The sequence below is a fragment of the Streptomyces sp. NPDC085927 genome, from assembly GCF_044540975.1.
In the GTDB taxonomy this organism is placed as follows: domain Bacteria; phylum Actinomycetota; class Actinomycetes; order Streptomycetales; family Streptomycetaceae; genus Streptomyces; species Streptomyces hirsutus.
This window is the reverse complement of the sequence record NZ_JBITSN010000020.1, coordinates 51,953-64,523: the sequence shown is the minus strand read 5'-3', so window position 1 is coordinate 64,523 and position 12,571 is coordinate 51,953. Positions and strand designations below refer to the sequence as shown.

Annotated in this window: 11 protein-coding genes; 4 read left to right on the top strand and 7 right to left on the bottom strand. The window is 69.0% G+C overall.

Annotated elements, in window-relative coordinates; translation table 11 throughout:
• The first annotated feature begins 16 nt into the window (after positions 1-16).
• Positions 17-871, top strand: a complete 855-nt coding sequence (locus ACIF80_RS33765; RefSeq protein ID WP_399811827.1) for a fumarylacetoacetate hydrolase family protein — start codon at positions 17-19, stop codon at positions 869-871.
• Between the two features lie 82 nt (positions 872-953).
• Here ACIF80_RS33765 and ACIF80_RS33760 read toward each other — a convergent pair whose 3' ends face one another.
• Positions 954-1,706, bottom strand: a complete 753-nt coding sequence (locus ACIF80_RS33760) for an SDR family NAD(P)-dependent oxidoreductase (RefSeq protein WP_399811825.1) — start codon at positions 1,704-1,706, stop codon at positions 954-956.
• A 260-nt stretch (positions 1,707-1,966) separates the two neighbouring features.
• Here ACIF80_RS33760 and ACIF80_RS33755 point away from each other — a divergent pair, with 260 nt between their 5' ends.
• Positions 1,967-2,701, top strand: coding sequence for a GntR family transcriptional regulator (locus tag ACIF80_RS33755; RefSeq protein ID WP_399811823.1), 735 nt, complete (start codon positions 1,967-1,969; stop codon positions 2,699-2,701).
• A gap of 303 nt (positions 2,702-3,004) precedes the next feature.
• A complete protein-coding gene (locus ACIF80_RS33750; RefSeq protein WP_399811821.1) occupies positions 3,005-3,880 on the top strand; it encodes an IclR family transcriptional regulator in 876 nt (291 codons plus the stop codon).
• A gap of 104 nt (positions 3,881-3,984) precedes the next feature.
• On the opposite strand, the gene ACIF80_RS33745 is transcribed toward ACIF80_RS33750, so the two are convergent.
• From ACIF80_RS33745 to ACIF80_RS33725, 5 genes are all read right to left on the bottom strand, one after another.
• Positions 3,985-5,301 (bottom strand): MFS transporter, encoded by a 1,317-nt coding sequence (locus tag ACIF80_RS33745; RefSeq protein WP_399811818.1) that lies wholly within the window; start codon positions 5,299-5,301, stop codon positions 3,985-3,987.
• A 190-nt stretch (positions 5,302-5,491) separates the two neighbouring features.
• Positions 5,492-6,691 carry a flavin reductase gene (locus tag ACIF80_RS33740; RefSeq protein ID WP_399811816.1) on the bottom strand — a complete coding sequence of 400 codons (1,200 nt, stop codon included), beginning with the start codon at positions 6,689-6,691 and terminating at the stop codon, positions 5,492-5,494.
• Complete coding sequence (locus ACIF80_RS33735) at positions 6,681-8,039, bottom strand: MFS transporter (RefSeq protein ID WP_399811814.1); 1,359 nt, start codon at positions 8,037-8,039, stop codon at positions 6,681-6,683. The genes ACIF80_RS33740 and ACIF80_RS33735 overlap by 11 nt, the downstream gene beginning before the upstream one ends.
• Positions 8,032-9,279, bottom strand: a complete 1,248-nt coding sequence (locus ACIF80_RS33730; protein ID WP_111002251.1) for an acyl-CoA dehydrogenase family protein — start codon at positions 9,277-9,279, stop codon at positions 8,032-8,034. The genes ACIF80_RS33735 and ACIF80_RS33730 overlap by 8 nt, the downstream gene beginning before the upstream one ends.
• A gap of 85 nt (positions 9,280-9,364) precedes the next feature.
• The gene (locus ACIF80_RS33725) at positions 9,365-10,366 is read right to left on the bottom strand and encodes an alpha/beta hydrolase (RefSeq protein ID WP_355243476.1); all 1,002 of its coding nucleotides are present in this window, start codon (positions 10,364-10,366) and stop codon (positions 9,365-9,367) included.
• Positions 10,367-10,859: 493 nt separating this feature from the next.
• Between ACIF80_RS33725 and ACIF80_RS33720 the strand changes: the two genes are divergently transcribed.
• A complete protein-coding gene (locus ACIF80_RS33720; RefSeq protein WP_399811809.1) occupies positions 10,860-11,090 on the top strand; it encodes a transposase in 231 nt (76 codons plus the stop codon).
• Positions 11,091-11,366: 276 nt separating this feature from the next.
• Here ACIF80_RS33720 and ACIF80_RS33715 read toward each other — a convergent pair whose 3' ends face one another.
• Positions 11,367-12,230 carry a fumarylacetoacetate hydrolase family protein gene (locus ACIF80_RS33715; RefSeq protein WP_399811806.1) on the bottom strand — a complete coding sequence of 288 codons (864 nt, stop codon included), beginning with the start codon at positions 12,228-12,230 and terminating at the stop codon, positions 11,367-11,369.
• Between the last annotated feature and the right edge of the window lie 341 nt (positions 12,231-12,571).

The window sequence follows — 12,571 nt, the reverse complement described above, 5'->3', positions numbered from 1 at the left end:
CCACCAAGGAGTCCGGATGCGCTTCGGAGTACTCGACGACCGCCTCATCGCCGTCCTGCCGGACGGCGCGGCCCACGACGTCACCGGCCTGGCAGGCCCGCCGACCGGTCCGGCCGGCCCGCTCCAGAGGCTGATCGAGCGCGGTCGGCCGCTGAGCGCCGCCGAGGTCCGCACCGCCCCGGCGGTCGACGTCGGCGGTGCGGCCTGGGACGCGCCACTGCCGTTCCCGCGGAAGGTCATCGGTGCGCCGGCGAACTATCGCGCTCACGTCGCGGAGATGGGCAACCCGAACACGATCGTGGAGTGGGGCGTCTTCCTCAAGGCCAGTACGTCCGTGATCGGGCCGGGTCGGACGGTCGAGCTGCCCTACACCGACGTGCGCACCGACCAGGAGGGCGAGCTCGCGGTCGTCATCGGGAAGGAGGCCCGGCACGTGTCGGCGTCGGACGCCTTGGACCACGTCTTCGGTTACACCTGCGTCCTCGACATCACGACCCGCTCGACCGAGGACCGCTCGACCAGGAAGTCCTACGACACGTTCACGCCCCTCGGCCCGCTCGTCGTCACCCCCGAAGAGGTCGGCGACCCGGACGACCTCGCCCTGAGGTGCTGGGTCGGCGGGGAGCTGCGCCAGGACTCGAACACCAGCCGGATGATCTACGGTGTCCGCCGGCTCATCGCGTACGCGAGCTCCGTGATGACCCTGCAGCCGGGTGACGTGATCGCCACCGGCACCCCGGAGGGGGTCGGCCCCCTCGCCGACGGGGACGAGATCGTCGTCGAGATCGAGCGGGTCGGCCGGCTCGCCGTGACCGTCTCGGCCGCCGGCGCGCTGCCGTACGGGAACCGCATGGGCATGCCGACCGCCTGACGGGGCGCGGAGCGGGGACCGGCATCCCGTCATGGGCGCGGTGCCGGTCCGCGGCCCGATCGGGTCGGCCGGGGGTCCGTCGTCAGCGTGCGGTGTAGCCGCCGTCCACCGGCAGGACGGCGCCGGTGAGGTAGGACGCGGCATCGGAGCCCAGGAAGGCGATGCACGAGGCGATCTCGCCGGGCTCGGCGAAGCGCCGCCCGAGGAGGCGATCACGCTGATCCTCGGGAAGGGCACCGCGTTCGGTGATCCGTTCGGTGAGCGTCAGGCCCGGGCAGACCGCGTTGGCCCGGAGGCCGGCTGCGGAGTGCTCTGCGGCCAGTTGCTTGGTGAATCCGATCAGTCCGGCCTTCGAGGTCGCATAGCTGGCGGCGCCGGGCATGCCGACCAGTCCGTGGGCCGAGGAGACGTTGACGACGCTTCCGCCGGTCGGGCACTCCAGCAGCGGGTCGAGCAGTGCCTGGGTGAGGAAGACGTTCGCGCTCAGGTTGAGGTCGAGGGCACGGTGCCAGCGCTCTCGGGTGGTGTCCGAGGCGGCCAGTTTGTCGTTGACGCCGACGTTGTTGACCAACGTCTTCAGGGGTACGCCGCTGGACGCCACCGCCCGGACGATCCGGTCCATGTGGCCGGCGCAGGTGACATCCGCGGTCACCAGCGTGTGCCGGGCGTCGCCGAGGCTCTCGGCGAGCACCGGGAGCCGTTCGCTGTCGCGGTCGACCGCGATGACGTACGCCCCCAGCTCCGCGAAGGCGCGGGCCGTCGCCGCGCCGATCCCCGCGGCCGCGCCGGTGACCACGACGCCCTGGCCGTCGAACCGCATTCTCTCGAGAAGCACCGCATCCACCCCATCAGTCACTGTCATCCGCACTTCCGTATGAATAGACTAGGGTCGGTGTCTCCGCAGGGCCGTGGCCATGGTGCTGCACAGTGGCACAGGCCGAAGAGGAGCTGAACGTGGCACCTGAGGGACACTGGTCCGATCGGGGCGTGCGCGTACCTCCCTGCCCGGAATCGCGGTGTGCCGCTGTTCCGGTGACCGGCACGGCAGGCTGACCGGGCCCCGGGCCGGGGGCCGGACCGAGAAGGGGGACCGAGATGGCGTTCACGCCGATACCGGCGCCGCTCTACCAGCGCATCTTCGCGGTGCTCTCCCAGCGGATCAGCCAGGGCGGTTACGTGCCCGGCTCCCGGTTCGCCACGGAGGACGAACTGGTGGCGGAGTTCGGCGTCAGCAAGGCGACCGTCCGCAGAGCGGTCGGTGAGCTGGTCGCGCGTGGTCAGCTCATCCGGCGACAGGGGAGCGGTACGTACGTCCGAGGCTCCGGGGACGACCCCGCGGCACGCGGCTTCGTGGGGTCCGTCGGCGATCTGATCCGCGGTACGCCACAGCTGAAGGTCCTCGACGTCCACGTCGAGGAGGACGTCCGGTTCCCCGCGAGCGTGCGGCAGGCCCTCGGAACGGACACCGAGACGGGCACCGTCTATCGCACCAGGCGGCTGTGGGGGGATCAGCCCTTCGTGTACTCGGTCCACTACGTCGGTCCCACCGTCGCGGCGGTTCTCGGCCGTGCCGAGCTCGCGGAGGAAGGGCTGATGAGCCTCCTGCGCCGGGAGAACGTCGAGATGAGCGAAGCGGAGCAGACCCTGTCCGCGCGACTCGCGGACGTGGAGGTCGCGGACCGGCTGAACATCGGGCTGGGAGCCGCCGTCCTCTTCGCCGAGCGGGTCCTGCGCTCGCCCTCCGGACCGCTCGACTGCCTGCACAGCTGGTACCGGGGGGACCTCTACCGCTGGCAGGCACGGCTCGCCGTCGAGCCGGCCGGTCGTTGAGTCCGCGTCGGCCCCGTCGGTCAGCGGGGGTGGTCCGCTGCACGGACGCGTCGGCAGGGTTCTGGGCCCGGCTCCACTCCGTGCGCCGACGCATCGCTTTCCTTGCCCTGCGTTCCGCGTCCTCCGACGGCGTGGAGTCGCGAATCCGGGGTTCGTTCTCCGAGACCGGCGATCCGTACGCCGTTCCTTGGGATCGGGCTGACCAGGGCACTCGAGGCCTTGCGGGTTGTCCTCCCTCGGGAAATCATCGGTCGGACATCGGTGTGCGCCCGTACGGCGTCGGGGGAGGGAAGGAAGTTGACCATGGCTGACGAGCATGCGGGCGGAGGCTCGGATCCTCTCGAAGCTTCCTTCCGCGTCAAACCGAGTGTCGCGGTCAGCCGGGCCCTGGCTCTCCTCGATGCCTTCCTCGAGGCCGGGCACACCGTCAGTGTCACCGAACTGGCACAGCGGACCGACATCCCGAAGTCGACCGCCTTCCGCATCCTCGTCCAGCTCACCAAGAGCGGTCACGTCATCCGCAGCGGGAACAGCTACCGGCTCGGCCTACGCATGTTCGAACTCGGAAACCACTTCGTCCACGCGCGTCCCGAGGGTCTGAGGGAGGTCGCGGCTCCGCTGCTGGGTGATCTCTTCCTCGAGCTCGGTGCGGCGGTAGGCCTGTCGGTCCTGGACGGCTCCGACGTCATCCTGATCGACCAGGTCACGAGTTCACGGAGCAGCATCGCCTCCTCCGTGGTCGGCGTACGGGAAGACGCGTTGACGACGGCATCGGGCAAGGCGATGCTCGCCTTCGTCAACGCCGCGAACCGCGACCGTGCGATCGCGCAGCACCTCGAGCTCTCCCGCCGCACGCGGCACACCGTGATGCACGCCGGACGGCTGCGGGCGCAACTGCAGCTGACGCACGGGACGTGCCTCGCCTACACGCACGAGGAATACACCATGGGCGAGGGGGCCGTCGCGTCTCCGGTCCTGGTGAACGGCCGCCCCATCGCCGCGGTCAGCGTCTCGGCGCCGAGCAGTCGCATCGACAAGGCCAGGACGGACGGAGCGGTGCTGCGCACCGCGCGTCTGGTGGCCGGCCGGTTCATCCGCGCTCGCGAGCTCGCGGAGGACTACGGGCTCCAGGACGTCCACTGGGACATGGAGGCGGAGTTCCCGCACGGCTGTTCCTGAGAGGCCGTCACGCCGCGCCCGTCGCGCCGCCGGCATCACCACGACCCACGCGGTGCCCGGCCGGGAGTCCGGCCGGGCACCGCGTGACGGATTCGGAAGTCCGATCAGGAGACGGGGGACGGGCTCGCCGGCACCTGCGCCCGGTGGACTTTGCCCGCATCTCCCTTCTGCAGTCGGCCCAGGACGATGATGCAGACCGTGCCGATCGCGAGGGGTACGGCCATCAGGTAGAACAGGCTCCCCGCGGACCAGCCGCCGTCAAGGAGGTAACCGATGCTGATCGGCGAGACGATCGACACCAGCCGTCCGACACCGAGCATCCAGCCGACACCGGTGCCGCGCAGCGCCGCCGGGTAGACCTCGGGTGCCACGGCGTAGAAGCCGGCCACCGCGGCGACCGCGAGAACCCCCAGGAGGACTCCCAGGACGACGGCGAGCCAGGCGACCCCGAACGTGGCCCCGTAGGCAACGGTGCCGACCACGCTGAGGGCCATGGTGACCTGCAGGATCCTCCTCGGCAGCACCCGTATCGCGACGGCCGCGAAGAGCAGGCTGCCGAGGATGCCGCCGAAGTTGAGGAAGGAGCCGACCGTGGTGCCCATCTGATCGTCACCGGTCGACTCCGCGGCCAGTTTGGGAATCCAGGAGTTCGCGAAGTAGTAGGCCGCCATCAGGCAGGCGTAGCCGAGCCACAGTACGAGTGTCTTGCGCCCGGTGGCACCACCGAAGACCGCGGTGACACTGAGGTGCGCACGCTCGGCCTCGGTCACTTCGGGCAACTCCTTCAGGCTTGGCCGCCCCATCTTGTTGAGGACGGTGTTGACCCGTTCGAGGGCGTTCTTGGGACGGCGGGCCACCAGGAAGTCGATCGACTCCGGAAGGAACGCCCATGACACGACGAGCATGACGAGAGCCAGGACCGCACCGGCCACGAACATCGACTTCCAGCCGGCCGGTTCGACGAGCAGGCTCGCGGCCACGCCGGCCAGGGTGGCACCGATCGGAAATCCGGTGGCGTAGATCCCGACCACCGTTCCGCGACGGCGATCGGAGGCGAACTCCGAGACGTACGCGTTGAGCTGCGACATCGCTCCGATGCCGAACCCGGTGAGGAACCGGGCCACGATCAGGACGGTCACGTTCGGGGCCACCGCGGCGAGCACCATACCGACCAGCACGATGGTCACCGAGATGGTCGCCAGCGGTCGGCGGCCGAGGCGGTCACCGACCGGGCTGAACAGGATCGCACCCGCGGCCATACCGAAGAGGCTCGCGCTGAGCACGATCCCGAGCGTCGCATCACTCACGCCCCACGCGTCCGCCATCGGCTTGGCGGTGAAAGCCATCATCGCGATCTCGAAGCCGTCCATGATGATCAACGCCATCGCGACTGCCACGGCGCGGATCTGGAGACCGGTCATTCTGGACGACCGGACTTCAGCCAACACATCCATCGAACATCCTCTTCTCCGGTCGCGTCCCAGACCTGGATCACCAGGCGGCCGAGACGCGATCGATAAGACGGTCACCTTCCCGCGAGGTGAGTGAGGCCACACGTTGGCTGTATCACAGCGGTTGGCTCGATCCTGCTGTGCCACCAGGTGGCCGCTGTCACAGAACGGGGGTCAATGTCCGTTCGATGGCCCTCGCGGACAGGCGCAGCCGGTCGACGAAGGCGATGATTCCGGCCCCTGAGGAGCTTCCCGGGAGCCCGGACAGGCGCAGGACGAGAACAACGTTCTCATCGGCGTCACAGACCGGCACCGACACCTGCAGAACGTTGTACGACCGGTCGGGCACGATCTGCTCCGGCTCGTGGAACGCCGTCATCCGGCGCAGCGCCTCCAGCAGACGCCGTTCGTTGTCCGGTGTGCGTGCCGGCTCGCTGAACGCGTCGACGAGTTCGTCGAGCAGTGCGGTCGCGAGCGGACCGTGCAGGGTCAGGGACCAGCCGCGCTCCTGGGTCCGGCGCAGTTGGACGGCGGCAGCCTCCCGCACCTGTGGTGCCGAAGCCGGCACACGGTCGAGCCATTGCCCGGCCGAGGGAGCCCCGGGATGCCCGACCAACAGCATTCCCAGGGGCGGAGCGAAGGGCAGCCGGGTTCCGGGAGGGGGCGAGGAGGTTCCGCCGGAGGAGCCGGCCGTGGCCACGAACGCGAACTCGTCGCCGAGCGGCGCGAGCAGGCTCACCTCCGCGCCCAGCTCCGAGGCCAGATGCTCCAGCTCCAGGCGACCGCGTTCGGCGACGCCGACGGCCGCGGCGAGGGAACGGTGGTCGGAGGTCATCAGCAGGCCCGGCGTGAAGCGGCCGTACCCACGCTGGAAGAACAGCAGCGGCAGACAGTCGCGCTCGGCGGCGAGCGACTGGATGGCGCCGAGCACGAAGTAGTGGTCGCCCACCTCGATGACATCGGCCCAGGTGCATTCGATCCAGGCGGTCACGCCCTCGATGACGGGAGCGCCGCCGGGCGCGGCACGCCACCGCAGGCCGCGGAACTTCTCCTCCGGGGGCCGCATGAACGACCCGCACACGTCGCTCTGGTCGGCGGCCAGGATATTGACACAGAAGGACGCGCACTCGCGCAGTGCGGTGAAGGTCCGCGACGTCTTCATCGGCATGAACGAGACCAGCGGCGGCTCCATCGACACGGAGCTGAACGTTCCCACCACCATCCCGAGAAGTGTGCCGTCGGGCGCGCGTCCGGTGACGACGGCGACCCCGGTGGGATAGTTGCCCAGCACCTGCCTCATGACCTGGGGGTCGATGGCCTCGGGGGCGGACGTGGACAGCACGGGGGCGTCAGGAGGCATCGGTTCTTGTCCTTTCGTGAGCGGTCGAAGCGCCTGGGGAGGCGCTGGAGGAAGCCGGCTCCGGCGTGACGGAGACGTACGACTCGTCCCTGGAGCCGTCGAGACGGCGCAGGCTCAGGCGATGGGAGCCCACGGCCAGGAGGGCGGCGGCCAGGACGAGGAGCGCGGCGGCACCGAGCACGGTCGCCCTCAGACCGAGCCAGTCCCCGATCCCGCCCTGGACGGCGGCCCCCAGGGAGACGGAGCCGGTGTAGACGATGACGTTGATGGACAGCACCCGTCCGCGCACCCGGTCGGCGACCAGCATCTGTATCGTGTTCTGTGCGACGGACAGGGCGAGAAGGAAGAAGACACCGACACCGACGGTGGCGAGGGTCGCGGTCAGGAGGCTGGGGGCCAGCCCGAAGACGGCGAAGGTGATGCCGTAGCCGCACATCGCGATCGCCACGACGGTCGAACGCCTCATGATCCGCAGCATTCCGCCCAGCACGGGCACACCCGCCAGGGTTCCGGCACCGAGACCCAGGTTGAGGAGGGCCACGCCGAGCGCACCGGAGTCGAACACCTGTTCCGCGAAGGTGATCACGTGTTGGAAGATCGGCATGCCGAGGCTGCCCACCAGGAAGACGACCGTCAGGGCCGTCATCACCCCCGGGGAGCCCCAGGTGTAGCGCAACGCCTCACGGAAACCACCGTCCGCGACGCGATCCTTGCGGGCTCGTCGCGGCTGTGGGTTGACCGGTTCGGTGACCAGCAGGACCACCACGACCACGAGCACCATCACGAAGCTGACGAAGAAGGCGGCCGCCGGGCCCACCCAGAACAGCACCAGACCCGCCACGGCAGGGCCCAGCGAGCGGGCGAGGTTGAACTGGATGGTGTTCAGCGACGCGGCCGAGTCGAGCGCCTCACGCGGCACGTAGTCGTTGACCAGCGCCTGCCAGCTCGGCATCGAGATGCCCTGGGCGCACCCCGTCAGCACCGCGAGGCCCACGAGCAGCAGCGGGTCGTGCCGGCCCGACCACCAGCACACGCACATGGCCAGCGCCACCAGCGAACGGGCCAGCTGCGTGACCATGACCAGCCGGCGGCGGTCCAGCCGGTCGGCCGCCACGCCCGCCCACGGACCCAGCACCATGATCGGGACGAACTGCGCCGCGGTCGCGAGACCGACCCAGAAGGCGCTCCCGGTGAGCTGGAGGAGGACGAACGGTACCGCCAGCGACTGGAACCAGCCGCCCGCGCTGGCCAGGAAGGCCCCCAGCCAGAACTGCACGAAGGGGCGGTGCCTCAGCGCCGACGCCAGGGAGCCCTCGCGAGCCGGGCCTGCCTTGGCAGGGTCAGCCATAGAGCCGCTTCGAACGGTCGACCGCCGCGGTGCGCTCGGCTTCGCTGAGCAGGAAGGTGGCGGCCGCCGGGTTGCCCATCTCGAGGTTGGCCGCGGTGGCGGCGGCGAAGTCGGTGTTCTGGGTGAAGTGCTGGCGGGCCACGATCAGATCCCGGTACAGCCGCGACAACGGGTTCAGCTCGTGCACCACCCGCGCCGACATGGTGGGCATCAGCTGCTGGGCGACGTACAGCGCGGCTTCGGCGGTGCGTGCGGCGTCGTAGATCCCCCGCGCGGCCTCGAGGTCGCCCGGCACCTGGCCCAGTTCGGCGAGCCGGTAGCCCTCATCGAGGATCCGCAGGGCGACCTTCTGCTGGTCGTCGAGGCGCACCCGCACGTCGTTCGTACGCAGCAGCTCGACCCGGTCCTCGCTCAGCTTCGCGTTGTCGAAGCGGCGCGTGAACTTCTTCAGCTGGTCGACGTACTCCTCGTAGAACGCCCAGCCCGCGCCCAGCGCGGGCGCGCCGGCGACGAGGTTGTAGAGGTAGCCCTGTGGCACGCGGTACAGCGGGCCGTCGTTCTTCTTCAGACCGGGACCGGCCTGGGCCAGCAGAATCTGGCGGTCGAGCGCCCGGTGCGCGGGGACGAAGACCTGGTCGAGCTCGACGGAACGGGACCCGGTCCCCCGCATGCCCAGCACGAACCAGTCGTCGATGATCCGTCCCTCGGCCAGCGGCACGACGAAGTTGTGCATGAGCGGCTTGCCGTCGACCTCCACGCTGGCGCCGAGGATGACCCACGACGCGTGGGTGACGCCCGAGGAGGACTTCCACGAACCGTTGAGGATGTAGCCGCCCTCGACGGGGGTGGCGGTGCCGTGGGGCGCGTACGAGGAGGACAGCAGGGTCGTCGGGTCGTCACCGAACAGCTCGTCCTGCAGCTGCTCGGTCATGTGCGAGACCTCCCAGTTGTGCACGCCGAGCAGCATCAGAACCCAGCCGGTCGACGTGCAGGACTTGGCGACCTCGATGACGGCCTCGACGAACTCGACCGGGTGCGCCTCCTCGCCGCCGTACCGGGCCGGCTGGAGGGCTCGCGTGAGTCCGCAGTCGACCATGGCCTGGACGGCCTCGTCGGCCACCACACGATGGGCGTCGTTGTCGGCCGCGTACTTCGCGACGACGGGAGCGATCTCCCGGGCCCGGTCAACCAGCGAGGTGCGGTGGTGCGCACGAACAGTGGCTCCGGTCGGTGTGGTCATGAAGGTCTCCTTGGTGGTCGATGGCTCATCAGTGCTGGTCTGGGCTGATCCGCGCTGATGGAGCAGGTTCCGATCGCTTCGTGAATCAGCTGGTGAAGGGGGCATCCGTCGGGATGCCGACGAGATCGGGGTTCGGTGGGCGGCGCGTGGAGATGCCCGCGGCCCGGGCGGTTTCCCAGGAGACCTTGCCGTCGCGGAAGAACTCCAGGAACACCTGGTGGTGCAGTTCCGGGCGGTCGGTCTGCCCCTGGTGACCGGTGTTCTCGGGGTAGAAGAACTGGACGTTCGGCAGGGCGTTCTCCTGAAGGTGCGCCGCCTCGACGGCGTACAGGACGTCCTTGTCGCCGAACATCGCGATGCCCGGAATCGTCGCCTTGTCCAGGCGCCCCTTGGTGGTGAGCCGGATCAGCTCGTTCGGGTCGGTGGGCCGCAGCACCCGGCCCATGTTGAGGTCGTAGTAGTCGCGGTTGCGGTTGGCGGCCGCGGTGCGCATGCTGACGAGTTCGTCGGTGACACCGGACCGGTCGACGACCATGGACTCGATCATGGCGCGCATCATGGTCTCGGAGCCGTCGTAGGTTCCGCCGCTGCCGGGCAGCGGGCCCTGCTTGGCGCGGTTGTCGACGGCACGCATCTCGTCGCGGGTGACCAGGTCGCCGATCATGCCGGCGATGACGGCGAACCGCTCCACTCGCTCGGGGTGCGCCACGACGTAGTTGACGCTTGTCTGGCAGCCCATCGAGTTGCCGCCCAGGCAGAACGTGTCCAGCGCGACCGCGTTGACGAAGTCCTGCAGGTAGTCGACCTGTCCGCCCTGCCCGTAGGCATAGAAGCGACCTGGATCCTCGGTCAGGCCGAACCCGGGGAAATCGGGGCAATATACGCGGAAGCCCTGCGCGCCGAGGAACGGAGCCATGTAGCGGAAACCCGCGGAGCCCGATGAGCCGGGGATGCCGCCGTGCAGCAGCACGACAGCCGGACCGGCCTCACCCGAGGTCGAATAGTGCGCCTTCACACCCGACTGCAGCCGGACAAACCGGCTGAGCAGTCCTGGGACCTTGATCTCCTGCTCTTCGGTCAGAGCCACTGCCCCTCCTTCGCTGGTGGACGTCTCGTGGAGCGTCGGCCAGTCTTGAGGCAAGTGCGTGAGATCGCCCACCGCGAGATGCCAACAGGTGAAACCCGGTGACTCGGAATCAACCATTCCGGTGCGCTCACGGCAGTGACACCGACATCGGTGGCGCGACCACGTGTCTCGTCCCGAGGGTTCGCACTTGTCAGACCCATTCGCACTCGTCAGACCCACCTGCGGGGGGCCTGTCAGTCATGACGACTCCCCGTAGGCCGGCAAGTCCAACGGCCGTCCCTCGGATGACGGTCACTCGCCGACCCGGGGCACCACACCACTCGAGGCCGGCGCAAAGAAGGCGTCGCGGCAGCCGGCTCTTCCGATTCCTGAGGGAGATGTCAAGTGAGTCTTCCCTCGTAGCGTGGAGACCATGACCGCAGGGGAAGTTGAGAGTCATGGCAGAGAAGCGACGGAAGTTCGAGCGGAGTTCCGTGAGGGGGCAGTACGGATCGTGACGGAGACCGGCAAGTCGGTCCCGGAGGTCGTAAAGGACTTGGGGATCAACGGGACCACGCTGGCCAGCTGGGTGTCCCGGGCCCGCCGCACAGGGAGTGCGCCGGCCGGTACGAGTGACGAGCTGGAGCGGCTGCGGCGGGAAAATGCTCAGCTCAAGCGGGACAACAAGGAGCTGGCGATGGAGCGTGAAGTCCTCAAACGCTGCATGGTCCTGTGGGTGAAGTAGCCGTGGGGGACCCGGCGGCCGTCGTCGGGGCGATCAGCGACCTCAGGACCGAGCACGGCATCCCGCACCGCGTCGGCTACACAGCGTGTGCGGGTTCAAAAGCCCGATCGACTACGAACACGACCACCGAGCCGCCCTCACCGAGGAGCTGGCTGCAGAGGAAGGTCTCCACTATCCGAGGGGATTGACAGTTGCGGCGGCCGGCTTCCCGGGCCGGTGCCCGCCGCGGCGTCACGGCTCCCTGGCCGCTCGTGGCGGGGCCCCGGCCCCGGGAAATCAGTTCGTGCCGCGGCCCAGGCGGGAGACGTACGGGAGTGCGCCGTCGGCAGTCACGCCCACCTCCAGGCGTCCGACCTTCTCGACCTCCATGGCGATGCGGTCGCCGTCGGCCAGTGGGCCCACGCCTTCCGGGGTGCCGGTGGCGATGACGTCGCCGGGCATGAGGGTCATCACGGAACTGGCGTACTCGATGAGCCGCGGCACGCTGTAGATCATCAGGGAGGTCCGGCTGTGCTGACGCGACTCGTCGTTGACCCAGCAGCGCAGTTCCAGGTCGTCGGGGTCGCCGACCTCGTCCCTGGTGACGACGAACGGGCCGATCGGAGTGAAGGTGTCAAAGGACTTGCGGGTGGAACGGTCCTCGGTCGAGCGGATGGTGATGTCCAGGACACAGGTGTAGCCGAAGACGTAGTCGAGTGCCTCCTCCCGGCTCACGTTGCGGGCCCGCCTGCCAATGACGACTCCGAGTTCGGCCTCCTGGTCGGTGCGCACGTCGCTGTAGGGGAGCCTGACGAGTTCGTCCGGGCCGATGACGGAGGACGTGGCCTTCAGGAACAGACCCCACTCGGCGATGGTGTTCGGGTTGTTCATCTCGGCCACGTGCGCCCGGTAGTTGGCCGGCGCGCCGATGATCTTGTGCGGCCGGGGCAGGGGGGCGGACCAGGCCACCTTCTCCGGGTCGATCCGGGGGGAGTCGCGCAGTGCCTCCGGGGCGGCAAGGACGTGACCGAGGTTCTGCTCCAACAGCCGTTGCAGCGGGCCCTGTGGTGTGTCGGGGCCCGGGACCAGGTCTGTCACATCGATAACTTCCGTGTCCGTCGAGACCGCGAGGCGGTTCCCGTCGAAGACTCCAAGACGCATCTGCGCCTCCTTCTCTTCCGACCCTTGAACGGTCGGCTCCGGCGGTGAGGCGGCCGCAGGGCGGGGGTGCGACCGAAGCCCTGAAGATTCATCCGCTGATCAGGATGACTGGAGGATAGGGCCGGTCGACAGGGGGCGCAATGGCGCTGCCGAGGTCCTTTTGGTCGACAGAAAAGGGCTGGCAGGCCCTTGGAAAGGTTGCCGCACACCTCTGGTGCGACCGCGGGGAGCCATGTACGTTGCAGCTGATTCATCCGGAGAAGCGGATGACTGAATTTCTTGTCGGGTCGATGCGAGCCGCGTCGACCGCATCGACCGCATCGACCGACCTTTGCTCGTCC